At 56.0% G+C, this 15903-nt stretch carries 12 protein-coding genes; 11 read left to right on the forward strand and 1 reads right to left on the reverse strand.

Annotation, left to right across the window (positions count from 1 at the left end; genetic code table 11):
- Nucleotides 1-148: 148 nt before the first annotated feature.
- From sdhC to brnQ, 10 genes are all read left to right on the forward strand, one after another.
- Entirely contained in the window at nt 149-535 is a 387-nt protein-coding gene (gene sdhC / locus GHO32_RS12650) for a succinate dehydrogenase, cytochrome b556 subunit (protein WP_019408939.1), read from the forward strand.
- Entirely contained in the window at nt 529-897 is a 369-nt protein-coding gene (gene sdhD / locus GHO32_RS12655; protein WP_003446906.1) for a succinate dehydrogenase, hydrophobic membrane anchor protein, read from the forward strand. Before sdhC ends, sdhD begins: the two co-directional genes overlap by 7 nt.
- A 3-nt stretch (nt 898-900) precedes the next feature.
- Nucleotides 901-2676 carry a succinate dehydrogenase flavoprotein subunit gene (gene sdhA / locus GHO32_RS12660; RefSeq protein WP_153335664.1) on the forward strand — a complete coding sequence of 592 codons (1776 nt, stop codon included), beginning with the start codon at nt 901-903 and terminating at the stop codon, nt 2674-2676.
- Nucleotides 2677-2687: 11 nt separating this feature from the next.
- Nucleotides 2688-3392: a succinate dehydrogenase iron-sulfur subunit gene (locus GHO32_RS12665; protein ID WP_153335665.1), complete on the forward strand. Its 705-nt coding sequence runs from the start codon at nt 2688-2690 to the stop codon at nt 3390-3392.
- Nucleotides 3393-3649: 257 nt separating this feature from the next.
- Entirely contained in the window at nt 3650-6481 is a 2832-nt protein-coding gene (locus GHO32_RS12670) for a 2-oxoglutarate dehydrogenase E1 component (RefSeq protein WP_153335666.1), read from the forward strand.
- Between the two features lie 41 nt (nt 6482-6522).
- A complete protein-coding gene (gene odhB, locus GHO32_RS12675) occupies nt 6523-7755 on the forward strand; it encodes a 2-oxoglutarate dehydrogenase complex dihydrolipoyllysine-residue succinyltransferase (RefSeq protein ID WP_153335667.1) in 1233 nt (410 codons plus the stop codon).
- A 105-nt stretch (nt 7756-7860) separates the two neighbouring features.
- Nucleotides 7861-9297 carry a dihydrolipoyl dehydrogenase gene (gene lpdA, locus GHO32_RS12680; RefSeq protein WP_153335668.1) on the forward strand — a complete coding sequence of 479 codons (1437 nt, stop codon included), beginning with the start codon at nt 7861-7863 and terminating at the stop codon, nt 9295-9297.
- A gap of 227 nt (nt 9298-9524) precedes the next feature.
- A complete protein-coding gene (gene sucC, locus GHO32_RS12685; RefSeq protein ID WP_048368573.1) occupies nt 9525-10691 on the forward strand; it encodes an ADP-forming succinate--CoA ligase subunit beta in 1167 nt (388 codons plus the stop codon).
- Nucleotides 10691-11572: a succinate--CoA ligase subunit alpha gene (gene sucD / locus GHO32_RS12690; protein ID WP_003223019.1), complete on the forward strand. Its 882-nt coding sequence runs from the start codon at nt 10691-10693 to the stop codon at nt 11570-11572. Before sucC ends, sucD begins: the two co-directional genes overlap by 1 nt.
- Before the next feature lie 424 nt (nt 11573-11996).
- The gene (gene brnQ, locus GHO32_RS12695) at nt 11997-13310 is read left to right on the forward strand and encodes a branched-chain amino acid transport system II carrier protein (protein WP_153335669.1); all 1314 of its coding nucleotides are present in this window, start codon (nt 11997-11999) and stop codon (nt 13308-13310) included.
- Between the two features lie 172 nt (nt 13311-13482).
- Here brnQ and GHO32_RS12700 read toward each other — a convergent pair whose 3' ends face one another.
- Nucleotides 13483-13737, reverse strand: coding sequence for a hypothetical protein (locus tag GHO32_RS12700; protein ID WP_153335670.1), 255 nt, complete (start codon nt 13735-13737; stop codon nt 13483-13485).
- A 221-nt stretch (nt 13738-13958) separates the two neighbouring features.
- Between GHO32_RS12700 and htpG the strand changes: the two genes are divergently transcribed.
- Complete coding sequence (htpG, locus tag GHO32_RS12705; RefSeq protein WP_153335671.1) at nt 13959-15863, forward strand: molecular chaperone HtpG; 1905 nt, start codon at nt 13959-13961, stop codon at nt 15861-15863.
- Nucleotides 15864-15903 lie beyond the last annotated feature (40 nt).

Consider the following 15903-nt stretch of genomic DNA (forward strand, 5'->3'; position numbering starts at 1 on the left):
GTCATTAGTAACCTAACTGTCTATACTCGGCAGCCGACCGCCAGAGGCTTTTGGGCCTGTTTAGATGGGGGTCGTCACTCCCGGGTGGTGGGTACCTGACCAGTGCGCATCCCAACAAACTTGCCCTGATTGTTAGGGGCTCTTCAGTGTGAAAAAAGCCGTGAATAGCCAACGACCTGTAAACCTAGACCTAAGGACCATCAAACTCCCCATCACCGGCGTTACGTCGTTTCTGCACCGCGTATCGGGCATCATTCTTTTTCTCGGCCTGGGCTTCATGCTTTATGCATTGAGCAAATCCCTGGGTTCCGAAGAAGGTTTTGCCGAGGTGAAGGCATGCTTGACCAGCCCGCTGGCCAAATTCATTGCATGGGGCCTGCTATCTGCCTTGCTGTATCACTTGGTTGCCGGTGTGCGCCACTTGATCATGGATATGGGCATCGGTGAGACGCTGGAAGGCGGCAAGCTGGGCTCGAAAATCGTAATCGTCATTTCCGTAGTGATGATTGTTCTGGCAGGAGTTTGGATATGGTAACCAGCGTTACGAACCTATCGCGTTCGGGCCTCTATGACTGGATGGCACAGCGTGTGTCTGCGGTCGTTCTAGCGGCTTATTTCATTTTCCTGATCGGATACCTCGTTGCGAACCCTGGCATTGGCTACGCCCAATGGCACGAACTGTTCGCAAGCAACTGGATGCGTATCTTCAGCCTGTTGGCCCTGGTTGCCCTTGGCGCTCACGCCTGGGTCGGCATGTGGACCATCGCGACTGACTACCTGACGCCAATGGCGCTGGGCAAGTCCGCGACAGCAGTACGTTTCCTCTTCCAGGCAGTATGCGGCGTTGCAATGTTCGCTTACTTCGTCTGGGGTGTGCAGATTCTTTGGGGTATCTGATTCATGGCTAACACAGTTAATACACTTTCCTTCGACGCCATCATTATTGGCGGCGGCGGTGCCGGTATGCGCGCTGCGTTGCAACTGGCTCAAGGCGGTCACAAGACTGCTGTAATCACCAAGGTTTTCCCGACTCGTTCCCACACCGTATCGGCTCAGGGTGGCATCACCTGCGCGATCGCGTCTGCGGATCCAAACGATGACTGGCGCTGGCACATGTACGATACCGTCAAGGGTTCCGACTACATCGGTGACCAGGACGCTATCGAATACATGTGTTCCGTAGGCCCAGAGGCCGTATTCGAACTCGAGCACATGGGCCTGCCGTTCTCCCGTACCGAGCAAGGCCGTATCTACCAGCGTCCTTTCGGCGGTCAGTCCAAGGACTTTGGTAAAGGTGGCCAGGCTGCCCGTACCTGCGCTGCTGCTGACCGTACCGGTCACGCGCTGCTGCACACCCTGTACCAGGCCAACCTGAAAGCCGGCACTGTATTCCTGAACGAATACTACGGAGTCGACCTGGTTAAAAACGAAGCCGGCGATTTCGTTGGCATGATCGTTATCTGCATCGAAACTGGCGAAACTTCCTATGTTCGCGCCAACGCCACCGTACTGGCGACTGGCGGTGCAGGCCGTATCTACTCTTCGACGACCAACGCCCTGATCAACACTGGCGACGGTATCGGCATGGCCCTGCGTGCAGGCGTACCGGTACAGGACATCGAAATGTGGCAGTTCCACCCAACCGGTATTGCCGGTGCCGGTGTACTGGTTACCGAAGGTTGCCGTGGTGAAGGTGGATACCTGATCAACAAGCATGGCGAGCGTTTCATGGAGCGTTACGCTCCGAACGCCAAAGACCTTGCTGGTCGTGACGTAGTAGCACGCTCGATGGTTAAAGAAATCATCGCGGGCAACGGTTGCGGTCCAGATGGCGACCACGTAATGCTGAAACTTGACCACCTTGGTGAAGAAGTTCTGCACAGCCGTCTGCCAGGTATCTGCGAACTGTCCAAGACTTTCGCCCACGTTGACCCGGTACTGGCTCCAGTTCCAGTGGTTCCAACTTGCCACTATATGATGGGCGGCGTTGCCACCAACATTCATGGCCAGGCGATCACCCAGGACGCCGACGGCAACGACCAGATCATCCCTGGCCTGTTCGCTGTAGGTGAAGTGGCGTGCGTATCGGTTCACGGTGCCAACCGTCTGGGCGGCAACTCGCTGCTCGACCTGGTGGTATTCGGTCGTGCTGCCGGCCTGTTCCTTGAGCAGACGCTTAAAGAAGGCGTTGATTACGCTCGTCCACGTCAGTCCGACATCGACGCTGCCCTGGCACGTCTGGACGGTCTGAACTCGCGCACTGATGGCGAAGACGTTGCGACCCTGCGTAAAGAACTGCAGAGCTGCATGCAGAACTACTTCGGTGTATTCCGTACTGGCGAATACATGCAGAAGGGTATTGCCCAGTTGCAAGACCTGCGCAAGCGCATTGCCAACGTCAAGATCAACGATAAGAGCCAGGCGTTCAACACTGCTCGTATCGAAGCCCTTGAGCTGCAAAACCTGCTCGAAGTGGCTGAAGCCACTGCTATCGCTGCTGAAACCCGTAAGGAATCGCGCGGTGCTCACGCCCGTGAAGACTTCGAAGATCGTGACGACGTTAACTGGCTGTGCCACACCCTGTACTTCCCGGGTGAGAAACGTGTAGCCAAGCGTGCGGTGAACTTCTCGCCGAAAACCGTTCCGACCTTCCAGCCAATGGTTCGTACTTACTAAGGGTGGCCGATATGTTGAAAGTCAGTGTTTATCGCTACAACCCGGATCAGGACGCTGCGCCGTTCATGCAAGAATTCCAGGTCAATACTCACGGTAAAGACCTGATGGTGCTGGACGTACTGGCCCTGATCAAAGAGCAGGACGAAGGTTTCTCCTATCGTCGCTCTTGCCGTGAGGGCGTTTGCGGCTCCGACGGCATGAACATCAACGGTAAAAACGGCCTGGCGTGCGTAACGCCGCTGTCCTCCGTTGTAAAAGGTAACAAGTTGGTGATTCGTCCGCTGCCAGGTTTGCCGGTTATCCGTGACCTGGTCGTCGACATGAGCATCTTCTACAAGCAATACGAGAAGGTGAAGCCGTTCCTGCAGAACGATACTCCGGCTCCGGCCATCGAGCGTCTGCAATCGCCAGAAGAGCGTGAAAAGCTCGACGGTCTGTACGAGTGCATCCTGTGCGCTTGCTGCTCGACTTCGTGCCCGTCCTTCTGGTGGAACCCGGACAAGTTCCTGGGCCCTGCTGCACTGCTGCAAGCCTATCGCTTCCTGGCTGACAGCCGTGACACCAAGACCAACGAGCGTCTGGCTTCGCTGGATGACCCGTTCAGCGTATTCCGCTGCCGCGGGATCATGAACTGCGTAAACGTGTGTCCGAAGGGCCTGAACCCGACTAAGGCCATCGGTCACGTGCGTAGCATGCTGCTGCAAAGCGGCGTGTGATTCAAAGCTGCACTGCAACACCGTTGTAACCGTAGATGCTACGGCGCAGGCTTCAACCGGCGCCGTAGTTATAACCTGAGCAGCAGCTCACAAAGTTGCGGCTCTTATTTTGAAGAAATGAGACCAGCAGGGGCATCCGGGCTGGTACCCGGACTATCAGCGTGACTCTAGTGGCTTGTTTTAGTCGCTGTATTCGGACTTTCTCAAGTGCTGTGGTGTTTTCGCCGATGGTGTCCCCTAACCGAGGGTGACCAAGCATGCAAGAAAGCGTGATGCAGCGCATGTGGAACAGCGGCTATCTTTCAGGTGGTAACGCTGCCTATGTGGAAGAGCTCTACGAGCTCTACCTGCACGACCCTAACGCTGTGCCAGAAGAATGGCGCACCAAATTTCAGACGTTGCCTACAGAGGGCAACTCTGCCAACGATGTTTCGCACTCAACAATCCGCGATCATTTCGTGTTGCTGGCGAAGAACCAGCGCCGCGCCCAGCCGGTATCTGCCGCAAGCGTGAGCAGCGAACACGAGAAGAAGCAGGTTGAAGTGCTGCGATTGATCCAGGCCTATCGGATGCGCGGCCACCAGGCAGCCCAGCTTGATCCGCTGGGGCTGTGGCAGCGTCCTGCACCTGCAGACCTGTCGATCAATCATTACGGCTTGACCAATGCCGATCTTGATACGACCTTCCGTGCCGGCGACCTGTATATCGGCAAAGAGGAAGCGAGCCTACGCGAAATTCTCGAAGCGTTGCAGCAGACATATTGCCGCACCATTGGCGCCGAGTTCACGCACATCGTCGATTCCGAGCAACGCCACTGGTTTGAACAGCGTCTCGAAAGCGTACGTGGCCGTCCGACCTATTCGGCTGAGATCAAAAGCCACCTGCTTGAGCGCGTGACCGCTGCTGAAGGCCTGGAGAAGTACCTGGGCACCAAGTACCCGGGCACCAAGCGTTTCGGTCTGGAAGGCGGCGAGAGCTTGATTCCTTTGCTGGACGAACTGATTCAGCGTTCGGGCAACTACGGCACCAAAGAAATCGTTATCGGCATGGCCCACCGTGGCCGTCTGAACGTGCTGGTCAACACCTTCGGTAAAAACCCGCGCGATCTGTTCGACGAGTTCGAAGGCAAGAAGAAAATCGAGCTGGGTTCCGGTGACGTTAAATACCACCAGGGCTTCTCCTCCAACGTGATGACCTCCGGTGGCGAAGTTCACCTGGCCATGGCGTTTAACCCTTCCCACCTGGAAATCGTTTCTCCAGTGGTTGAAGGTTCGGTACGTGCACGTCAAGACCGTCGTAACGACGCAACGGGCGAAAAAGTACTGCCTATTTCCATCCACGGTGACGCTGCATTCGCAGGTCAGGGCGTGGTCATGGAAACCTTCCAGATGTCGCAGACTCGCGGCTTCAAGACTGGCGGTACGGTTCATCTGGTGATCAACAACCAGGTTGGCTTCACCATCAGCAACCCTGAAGACTCGCGTTCGACCGAGTACTGCACCGACGTCGCGAAAATGATTCAGGCGCCGATCCTCCATGTTAATGGTGATGATCCGGAAGCCGTTCTGTTCGTGACCCAGCTGGCAATCGACTACCGCATGCAGTTCAAGCGTGACGTCGTGATCGACCTGTTCTGCTACCGCCGTCGCGGTCACAACGAGGCCGACGAGCCAAACGGTACTCAGCCGTTGATGTATCAGCAAATCGCCAAGCAGCGCACCACGCGTGAACTGTATGCCGAACGTCTGACTCAAGAAAAAGTGGTAGACGAAGAGCGCGTTCAGGCCAAGATCGACGAATATCGCAACGCGCTGGACAACGGTCTGCATGTTGTGAAAAGTCTGGTCAAAGAGCCGAACAAAGAGCTGTTCGTTGACTGGCGTCCGTACCTGGGCCACGCCTGGACTGCGCGTCACGACACACGCTTTGATCTGAAAACCCTGCAAGAACTGTCGGCCAAGCTGCTGGAAATTCCAGAAGGCTTCGTCATGCAGCGTCAGGTGTCGAAGATCTACGAAGACCGTCAAAAAATGCAAGCCGGCGGCCTGCCGATCAACTGGGGTTATGCCGAAACCATGGCATACGCGACCCTGGCGTTCGAAGGTCACCCGATCCGCATGACCGGTCAGGACATCGGCCGCGGTACGTTCTCGCACCGTCACGCTGTGTTGCACAACCAAAAAGATGCCAGCACCTACATTCCTCTGCAGCACCTGTACGAAGGTCAGCCTCGCTTTGACCTGTACGACTCGCTGCTGTCGGAAGAAGCGGTATTGGCGTTCGAATACGGCTACTCGACCACCACGCCAAACGGCCTGGTGATCTGGGAAGCCCAGTTTGGTGACTTCGCCAACGGTGCACAGGTTGTTATCGACCAGTTCATCACCAGCGGCGAGCACAAGTGGGGTCGCCTGTGCGGTCTGACCATGCTGTTGCCACACGGCTACGAAGGTCAGGGCCCTGAGCACTCCTCGGCACGTCTTGAGCGTTACCTGCAATTGTGCGCTGAGCACAACATTCAGGTGTGCGTACCAACCACTCCAGCGCAGATCTACCATCTGCTGCGCCGTCAGGTTATCCGTCCGCTGCGCAAGCCGCTGGTGGTACTGACACCGAAGTCGTTGCTGCGTCACAAATTGGCAATCTCGACACTGGAAGATCTGGCCGAAGGTTCGTTCCAGACCGTTATTCCAGAAATCGATGCACAAGATCCGGCGAACGTCGGTCGTATCGTGCTGTGTAGCGGCAAGGTCTACTACGACCTGTTGGAAAAACGCCGTGCCGAAGGTCGTGATGACATCGCTATCGTGCGTCTTGAGCAGCTGTATCCGTTCCCTGAGGACGACTTGATTGAAGTCCTGGCTCCGTACAAAAACGCCAAGCACATTGTCTGGTGTCAGGAAGAGCCAATGAACCAGGGCGCCTGGTACTGCAGCCAGCACCACATGCGTCGCATCATTGGCGGTCACGACAAATCTCTCGTACTTGAGTACGCGGGCCGTGACGCTTCTGCTGCACCTGCTTGTGGTTACGCATCGATGCACGCTGAGCAACAGGCCAAACTGTTGCAAGACGCGTTCACTGTTTAACGCCTTCGCGCACTGAAACCGAATTAAAGGAACCAAAGAACATGGCTATCGAGATCAAAGCCCCAACATTTCCGGAATCGGTTGCCGATGGCACCGTTGCCACCTGGCACAAGCAACCAGGCGACGCTGTAAAGCGTGACGACCTGATCGTTGACATCGAAACCGACAAAGTCGTACTGGAAGTATTGGCGACTGCTGACGGCGTTCTGGGCGCAATCGTGAAAAACGAAGGCGATACCGTTCTGTCCGACGAAGTGCTGGGCTCCATCGTTGAAGGTGGCGCTGCTGCCGCCGCTCCAGCCGCCGCTGCTGCACCGGCTGCACCGGCTGCTCAAGCTGCTGCTCCAGCCGCTGCTGACGGCGAAGACGATCCAGTGGCTGCTCCGGCTGCACGCAAGATCGCTGAAGAAAACGGCATCAACATCGCTTCCGTTGCCGGTACTGGCAAAGGCGGTCGTGTGACCAAAGAAGACGTTGTTGCTGCTGTTGCTGCCAAGAAAGCCGCTCCGGCCGCTGCACCTGCCAAAGCTGCTGCGCCTGCTGCCGCTGCTCCGGTATTCGCTGCTGGCGACCGCGTAGAAAAACGCGTTCCGATGACCCGCGTTCGCGCTACCGTGGCCAAGCGTCTGGTAGAAGCTCAGTCGAACATGGCGATGCTGACCACTTTCAACGAAGTTGACATGACCGAAATCATGGCACTGCGTTCGAAGTACAAGGACCTGTTCGAGAAGTCCCACAACGGCGTACGCCTGGGCTTCATGTCGTTCTTCGTTAAAGCCGCTACCGAAGCGCTGAAGCGCTTCCCGGCTGTCAACGCGTCGATCGACGGTTCGGACATCGTTTACCACGGCTACGCCGACATCGGTGTTGCAGTGTCCAGCGACCGTGGCCTGGTAGTTCCAGTACTGCGTAACGCTGAACTGATGAGCCTGGCTGAAATCGAAGGCGGCATCGCTGCTTACGGCAAAAAAGCCCGTGATGGCAAACTGTCGATCGACGAAATGACCGGCGGTACGTTCACCATCACCAACGGTGGTACTTTCGGTTCGATGATGTCGACCCCGATCGTTAACCCGCCGCAAGCCGCGATCCTGGGCATGCACAACATCCTTCAGCGTCCAATGGCAGTCAACGGTCAGGTTGTAATCCGTCCGATGATGTACCTGGCTCTGTCTTACGATCACCGCTTGATCGACGGCAAAGAAGCTGTAAGTTTCCTGGTAGCCATCAAAAACCTGCTGGAAGACCCAGCTCGTCTGCTGCTGGATATTTAATAGGAGCAGCTTCAAGTTGCGAGCTTCAAGCTGCCTGTAACGCAGCTTGGCTTGCAGCTTGAAGTTCCGAGCTTGAAGCTTGTAGCTAATAGAGGATCTATTCCCATGTCTCAGAAATTTGACGTTGTAGTGATTGGTGCGGGCCCTGGCGGCTACGTTGCCGCGATCAAGGCCGCGCAACTGGGCCTTTCGACTGCATGCATCGAAAAATACACCGACAAAGAAGGCAAACTGGCATTGGGCGGTACTTGCCTGAACGTTGGTTGCATTCCATCCAAGGCGCTGCTGGACAGCTCCTGGAAGTATCACGAAGCCAAGGATGCATTTGCTATCCACGGCATCACCACCGGTGAAGTGAACATGGACGTGCCAGCGATGGTTGGCCGTAAAGCCAACATCGTCAAAGGCCTGACCTCCGGCGTTGCGACCCTGTTCAAAGCCAACGGTGTGACCTCCCTGCAAGGCCACGGCAAGCTGCTGGCCGGCAAGCGCGTTGAGCTGACCAAGCCAGACGGCAGCGTTGAAATCATCGAAGCCGAGAACGTGATTCTGGCTTCCGGTTCGCGTCCTATCGACATTCCGCCAGCTCCAGTTGATAACAACGTGATCGTTGATTCGACCGGCGCTCTGGAATTCCAGGCCGTACCTAAGCGTCTGGGCGTTATCGGCGCTGGCGTTATCGGTCTGGAACTGGGTTCGGTATGGTCCCGTCTGGGCGCTCAGGTAACCGTTCTGGAAGCACTGGACACGTTCCTGATGGCTGCTGACGCTGCTGTGTCCAAAGAAGCCTACAAAACCCTGACCAAACAAGGTCTGGACATCAAGCTGGGCGCTCGCGTGACCGGTTCCAAGGTAAGCGGCGACGAAGTCGTTGTGACCTACACCGACGCCAACGGCGAACAGACCATCACCTTCGACAAGCTGATCGTAGCGGTAGGTCGTCGCCCTGTGACCACCGAGCTGCTGGCAGCTGACAGCGGTGTGACCATCGACGAGCGCGGTTTCGTGTTTGTTGACGATCATTGCGCGACCAGCGTACCGGGCGTTTACGCCATCGGTGACGTGGTTCGCGGCATGATGCTGGCACACAAGGCTTCTGAAGAAGGCATCATGGTGGTTGAGCGCATCAAAGGTCACAAGACCGAGATGAACTACGACCTGATTCCATCGGTTATTTACACTCACCCGGAGATCGCGTGGGTCGGTAAAACCGAACAGGCCTTGAAAGCTGAAGGCGTTGAAGTTAACGTCGGCACCTTCCCGTTCGCAGCCAGTGGCCGTGCCATGGCAGCAAACGACACCGGTGGCTTTGTTAAAGTCATTGCTGATGCCAAAACTGACCGCGTACTGGGCGTCCACGTGATTGGCCCAAGCGCAGCAGAGCTGGTACAGCAGGGCGCAATCGGTATGGAATTCGGCACCAGTGCCGAGGATCTGGGCATGATGGTTTTCTCCCATCCAACCCTGTCCGAAGCGTTGCATGAAGCAGCGCTGGCAGTGAATGGCGGCGCCATCCACATTGCCAACCGTAAGAAACGTTAAGACCAGACAATAAGAAACCACGGCGGTTTGCCCGTCGTGAGCCTTGCTAGCAAGCCTCACCGCGGAACTTCCGCCGGACGCAGTCTTGTCTTGTTTTATCCAGGCCCGGCCTTTGCTCACGCAATGGCCGGGTTTGCTAAAGCAGCACAAGCAGCAGTCACAGGTGGTGCGGCACTAATAAAAGTGCAGCGCCGAATGCGCAGTACCTAACGAAGACGGTAAAAAGCATGAATCTTCACGAGTATCAGGGTAAGCAGCTGTTCGCTGAGTACGGCCTGCCAGTATCCAAGGGTTATGCAGTAGACACCCCGGAAGCAGCGGCTGAAGCTTGCGACAAAATTGGCGGGACCGAATGGGTTGTAAAAGCCCAGGTTCACGCAGGCGGTCGCGGCAAAGCGGGCGGCGTTAAGCTGGTTCGCAACAAAGAAGACGCTAAAGCATTTGCACAGCAGTGGCTGGGCAAGCGTCTGGTGACTTACCAAACTGACGCCAATGGTCAGCCGGTCACCAAAATCCTGGTTGAATCGTGCACTGATATCGCTAAAGAGCTGTACCTGGGCGCTGTCGTTGACCGTTCCAGCCGTCGTATCGTGTTCATGGCTTCCACCGAAGGTGGCGTGGACATCGAGAAGATCGCACACGACACTCCAGAAAAAATTCTCAAAGCAACCATCGATCCACTGGTTGGCGCTCAGCCATTCCAGGGTCGCGAGTTGGCATTCCAGCTGGGTCTGGAAGGCAAGCAAGTTGCTCAGTTCGCCAAGATCTTCGTAGGTCTGGCCAAACTGTTCAAGGATCACGATCTGGCCCTGCTGGAAGTGAACCCGCTGGTTATCAAGACTGACGGCGACCTGCACTGCCTCGATGCAAAAATCAACATCGACGCAAACGCCATGTACCGTCAGCCCAAGCTGAAAACTTTCCACGATCCGTCGCAAGACGATCCGCGCGAAGCGCACGCTGCCCAGTTCGAACTGAACTACGTAGCGCTGGAAGGCAACATCGGCTGCATGGTAAACGGTGCCGGTCTGGCCATGGGTACCATGGACATCGTTAACCTGCACGGTGGCAAGCCAGCCAACTTCCTCGACGTAGGTGGCGGCGCAACCAAAGAACGCGTAACTGAAGCGTTCAAAATCATCCTGTCCGACAGCAATGTCGCGGCAGTACTGGTTAACATTTTCGGCGGCATCGTTCGTTGCGACATGATTGCTGAAGGCATCATCGGCGCAGTGAAAGAAGTCGGCGTGAAAATCCCGGTGGTTGTGCGCCTTGAAGGCAACAACGCTGAACTGGGCGCTAAAGTACTGGCAGACAGCGGCCTGAACATCATCGCTGCTACCAGCTTGACCGACGCTGCTCAACAAGTTGTTAAAGCTGCGGAGGGCAAGTAATGAGCGTCCTGATCAATAAAGACACCAAAGTTATCTGCCAGGGCATCACTGGTTCGCAAGGTAGCTTCCACACCCAGCAAGCCATCGAGTACGGCACCAAGATGGTTGGCGGCGTAACTCCGGGCAAAGGCGGCACCGAGCATCTGGGCCTGCCAGTGTTCAACACCGTGAAAGACGCTGTAGCTGCCACTGGCGCCACCGCCAGCGTGATCTACGTTCCGGCTCCTTTCTGCAAGGACTCCATCCTTGAAGCAGCGTTCGGCGGCATCAAGCTGATCGTGTGCATCACCGAAGGCATTCCTACCCTGGACATGCTGGACGCTAAAGTTAAGTGCGACGAGCTGGGTGTTACCCTGATCGGCCCTAACTGCCCAGGCGTGATCACCCCAGGCGAGTGCAAGATCGGCATCATGCCAGGTCACATTCACTTGCCAGGCAAAGTAGGCATCGTGTCGCGTTCCGGCACCCTGACTTACGAAGCTGTGAAGCAAACCACTGACGCCGGTTTCGGTCAGTCGACGTGTGTAGGTATCGGTGGTGACCCGATCCCTGGCTCGAACTTCATCGACATCCTGAAACTGTTCCAGGAAGACCCGAAGACCGAAGCGATCGTCATGATCGGTGAGATCGGCGGTTCGGCTGAAGAAGAAGCGGCTGCCTACATCAAGGCACACGTAACCAAGCCAGTTGTTTCCTACATCGCTGGTGTGACTGCCCCTCCAGGCAAGCGCATGGGCCATGCTGGCGCAATCATCTCTGGCGGCAAGGGCACTGCAGACGAGAAGTTTGCTGCTCTGCAAGACGCAGGCGTAAAAACCGTGCGTTCGCTGGCAGACATCGGCAAGGCCTTGGCCGAGCTGACCGGTTGGGCTGTCAAGTAAGCCACGCGCTTAACTGATTGCTACACCAGGCAAAGGCCACCTTCGGGTGGCCTTTGTGCATTCCGGGATAACCAAATCCCCCGTAGGAGCGAGCTTGCCTCACGATCTTTTGACCTTAAAAAAGATCGCGAGACAAGCTCGCTCCTACAGCGATATGGGAACACCGATGTAGGAAAATCACACCAGTTTAATTTTCGATGTCATCAAGGCGACAACTGCGTTCGTTCATCGGACAGAATGCCCTGCAACAGTGCGTTCATCTTAAAAACTCGGTAATCTTGCCGCCATTCTGCTTTTCTGCGTGTGCGTCCCACAAGGAAGCCACGCGCTAGACGGGTCGGTCTTATTCAGACTGACAACATTTCCCATATCCGCACGGGAAATTCCCCTCTAAATCCCGATTTACTAGTGTGGTACTTCCGTAATGAAAGTTTTGAAAGGCCAGGACATTCTGGCACTTGGGTTTATGACCTTTGCCCTGTTCGTTGGGGCTGGCAACATCATTTTCCCGCCAATCGTTGGTTTGCAATCGGGCCCTAATGTCTGGATCGCCGCGCTGGGCTTTTTGATTACGGCTGTGGGTCTGCCGGTGGTCACTGTTGTCGCTCTGGCCAAAGTCGGCGGTGGTATGGATGCACTGAGCAGCCCGATTGGCAAAATCGCTGGCGGCTTGCTCGCGGCGGCTGCCTACCTGGCTGTGGGTCCGTTGTTCGCCACACCGCGTACGGCAACCGTGTCGTTCGAAGTGGGTCTGGCGCCCCTGACCGGTGAAAGCCCGTTGGCGCTGTTCCTGTACAGTTCCGTGTACTTCTTGATCGTGTTCTTCGTTTCGCTGTATCCAGGTCGTTTGCTGGACACGGTAGGGCGCTTCCTGGCTCCGCTCAAAATCATCGCCCTGGCCATTCTCGGTATCGCCGCGTTTGCCTTGCCTGCCGGTGATATCGGTAGCGCGACTCCGGTCTATGAGGCTGCACCATTCTCTCAAGGGTTTATCCAGGGTTACCTGACCATGGACACCTTGGGTGCGTTGGTATTCGGCATCGTGATCGTTAATGCGATCCGTTCCCGTGGTGTCGAGTCGCCGAAACTGATTACCCGCTACGCGATCATTGCCGGCCTGGTGGCGGGCGTTGGTCTGACACTGGTGTATATCAGCCTGTTCCGCCTGGGTTCCGGCAGCCATGAAGTGGCTATCGGCGCAACCAACGGGGCTGCGGTATTGCACGCCTATGTTCAGCACACCTTCGGCTCGCTCGGCAGTGGTTTCCTGGCTGTGTTGATTGCCCTGGCGTGCCTGGTAACAGCGGTGGGTCTGACCTGCGCCTGCGCAGAGTACTTCAGCAAGATCTTGCCGCTGTCCTACAAGGCATTGGTGATTATCCTTGCCGGTTTCTCGCTGGTGGTGTCGAACTTGGGTCTGACCAAGTTGATCGCCTTCTCCGTGCCGGTGCTGACCGCCATTTACCCGCCGTGTATCGTGCTGGTGGCCTTGAGCTTCTGCAAAGGCTTCTGGCATGAGCAGACGCGCATCGTCGGCCCGGTGATGCTGGTGTCGTTTATCTTCGGCGTGGTCGATGCCCTTAAAGGCGCAGGCCTGGCGGATGGCTTGCCGAACTGGCTGACTCACATGCCGTTCAGCGAGCAAGGCCTGGCCTGGCTGGTGCCTTCGCTGATCGTTCTGGTAGGTGCGTTCATTTACGACCGCCTGCTGGGCAAGTCGCAAGAAGCCATTGCCTGAAGACACTGCCCGCCAAAAGCGTGCCCACGGTGTCAATAAAAAAGCCCTGTATCGATGAGATACAGGGCTTTTTTTATGGCGCTTGTCTGTAGGAGCGAGCTTGCCTCGCGATCTTTTAAAAGATCAAAAGATCGCGAGGCAAGCTCGCTCCTACAAGGTCAGCTACAGCGAATTACTTGCTTTCAGCCGGTGGAGCATCCTGAGCGGCTTCTTTTGCTGCTGCTTCATTGGATTCAGCTTGGGCTTTAGCTGCTTCAGCGTTCTCTTTAGCAGCGTCGTTTACCTTGTCTTGCGCTTCAGACATGTTTTGTTGAGCTTGTTCTGCGTGCTGATTAGCGTCCTGGGCTTTGTCTTCGGATTTTTTATCGCAAGCAGCAAGGCCCAGGGAAGCGGCCAGCATCAAGGCAACAGCAACGGTATTACGCATGGGATGTTTCTCCTTGTGAGTAGTTCTACGGGGCGTTTGAGCCAGCCCGCGGTACTTAAGTTCCATCGCCCTGCAGATATATAAGTAGTGCCGACTGCACAGAATCTATTGGTAAAAAGTATCAGGCCTTGAAATCCAGAGTTCAGGCCCCAACTTTCATCACATCCCGCCGCTAACCCTCTTGGGCGTGGCTCATGCCATCTAATCGGAGTTTGATAACAATGAGCGTGGAAACTCAAAAGGAAACCCTGGGCTTCCAGACCGAGGTCAAGCAACTGTTGCACCTCATGATCCATTCGCTGTATTCCAACAAGGAAATCTTCCTTCGCGAATTGATCTCGAACGCCTCTGATGCTGTCGACAAATTACGTTTTGAAGCGCTGTCCAAACCAGAACTGCTGGAAGGCGGCGACGAACTTAAAATCCGTGTGAGCTTCGACAAGGACGCTAAAACCGTCACCCTCGAAGACAACGGTATTGGCATGAACCGTGACGACGTAATTGCCCATCTGGGTACGATTGCCAAGTCCGGCACCGCCGATTTCATGAAAAACCTGTCGGGCGATCAAAAGAAAGACTCGAACCTCATCGGCCAGTTCGGTGTGGGCTTCTACTCGGCCTTTATCGTCGCTGACAAAGTCGACGTGTACAGCCGCCGCGCCGGCACACCTGCCAGCGAAGGCGTGCACTGGTCTTCCAAAGGCGAAGGCGAGTTCGAAGTTGAGAACGTCGAAAAAGCCTCTCGCGGCACCAAGATCGTTCTGCACCTCAAGTCCGGCGACGAAGAGTTCGCCGATGGCTGGCGCCTGCGCAACATCATCAAAAAATACTCCGACCACATCGCCTTGCCGATCGAACTGCCTAAAGAGCAGGCCGCAGCCGAAGGCGAAGAAGCACCGGCACTGGAATGGGAAACCGTTAACCGCGCCAGCGCCCTGTGGACCCGTCCTCGCACTGAAGTGAAGGACGAGGAATACCAGGAGTTCTACAAGCACATTGCCCACGACTACGAGAACCCGCTGGCCTGGAGCCACAACAAGGTTGAAGGCAAGCTTGAATACAGCTCGCTGCTCTATGTCCCGGCCCGTGCACCGTTCGACCTGTACCAGCGTGAAGCGCCTAAGGGCCTGAAGCTGTATGTACAGCGCGTATTCGTGATGGATCAGGCTGAGTCGTTCCTGCCGCTGTACCTGCGCTTCATCAAAGGTGTGGTTGACTCCAACGACCTGTCGCTGAACGTATCGCGTGAAATCCTGCAGAAAGACCCGATAATCGACTCCATGAAGTCGGCGCTGACCAAGCGTGTTCTGGACATGCTGGAAAAACTGGCGAAGAACGAGCCAGAGAAATATCAGGGCTTCTGGAAAAACTTCGGCCAGGTCATCAAAGAAGGCCCGGCAGAAGATTTCGCCAACAAAGAAAAAATCGCCGGTCTGCTGCGCTTTGCTTCGACCCATGGTGATGATGGCGAGCAAACGGTTTCTCTGGCCGAGTACCTGGCACGTGCCAAAGAAGGCCAGGACAAGATCTACTACCTGACCGGCGAAACGTACGCTCAGGTCAAAAACAGCCCGCACCTGGAAGTCTTCCGCAAGAAAGGCATCGAAGTGCTGCTGCTGACCGACCGTATCGACGAGTGGCTGATGAGCTACCTGACCGAGTTCGACGGCAAGAGCTTTGTTGACGTGGCGCGCGGTGACCTCGATCTGGGCAACCTGGACTCCGAAGAGGACAAAAAAGCCGCAGAAGAAGTGGCCAAGGCCAAAGAAGGTCTGGTTGAGCGTATCAAGACTGCGCTGGGTGAAAGCGTCAGCGAAGTGCGTGTTTCGCACCGTTTGACCGACTCGCCAGCCATTCTGGCAATTGGTGAACAAGACCTGGGCCTGCAAATGCGCCAGATCCTTGAAGCCAGCGGTCAGAAAGTGCCGGACTCCAAGCCGATCTTTGAATTCAACCCGTCGCATACGCTGATCGAAAAACTGGATGCGGAGCAGAGCGAAGAGCGTTTTGACGACCTGTCGCACATCCTCTTCGACCAGGCTGCCCTGGCGGCTGGTGACAGCCTCAAAGATCCGGCGGCGTATGTCCGTCGCCTAAATAAGTTGTTAGTTGAGTTGTCCGTGTAACACGTCTATAAAAAACCCGCTTCGGCGGGTTTTTTTTGCT

Source organism: Pseudomonas sp. FSL R10-2189 (assembly GCF_009600325.1).
Lineage (GTDB): Bacteria > Pseudomonadota > Gammaproteobacteria > Pseudomonadales > Pseudomonadaceae > Aquipseudomonas > Aquipseudomonas helleri.

What these genes read in the sequence shown, in the direction of transcription:
- sdhD (WP_003446906.1), top strand. Translation starts at nt 529, where the DNA reads ATGGTAACCAGCGTTACGAACCTATCGCGTTCGGGCCTCTATGACTGG.
- sdhA (WP_153335664.1), top strand. Translation starts at nt 901, where the DNA reads ATGGCTAACACAGTTAATACACTTTCCTTCGACGCCATCATTATTGGC.
- GHO32_RS12665 (WP_153335665.1), top strand. Translation starts at nt 2,688, where the DNA reads ATGTTGAAAGTCAGTGTTTATCGCTACAACCCGGATCAGGACGCTGCG.
- GHO32_RS12670 (WP_153335666.1), top strand. Translation starts at nt 3,650, where the DNA reads ATGCAAGAAAGCGTGATGCAGCGCATGTGGAACAGCGGCTATCTTTCA.
- odhB (WP_153335667.1), top strand. Translation starts at nt 6,523, where the DNA reads ATGGCTATCGAGATCAAAGCCCCAACATTTCCGGAATCGGTTGCCGAT.
- lpdA (WP_153335668.1), top strand. Translation starts at nt 7,861, where the DNA reads ATGTCTCAGAAATTTGACGTTGTAGTGATTGGTGCGGGCCCTGGCGGC.
- sucC (WP_048368573.1), top strand. Translation starts at nt 9,525, where the DNA reads ATGAATCTTCACGAGTATCAGGGTAAGCAGCTGTTCGCTGAGTACGGC.
- sucD (WP_003223019.1), top strand. Translation starts at nt 10,691, where the DNA reads ATGAGCGTCCTGATCAATAAAGACACCAAAGTTATCTGCCAGGGCATC.
- brnQ (WP_153335669.1), top strand. Translation starts at nt 11,997, where the DNA reads ATGAAAGTTTTGAAAGGCCAGGACATTCTGGCACTTGGGTTTATGACC.
- GHO32_RS12700 (WP_153335670.1), bottom strand. Translation starts at nt 13,737, where the DNA reads ATGCGTAATACCGTTGCTGTTGCCTTGATGCTGGCCGCTTCCCTGGGC.
- htpG (WP_153335671.1), top strand. Translation starts at nt 13,959, where the DNA reads ATGAGCGTGGAAACTCAAAAGGAAACCCTGGGCTTCCAGACCGAGGTC.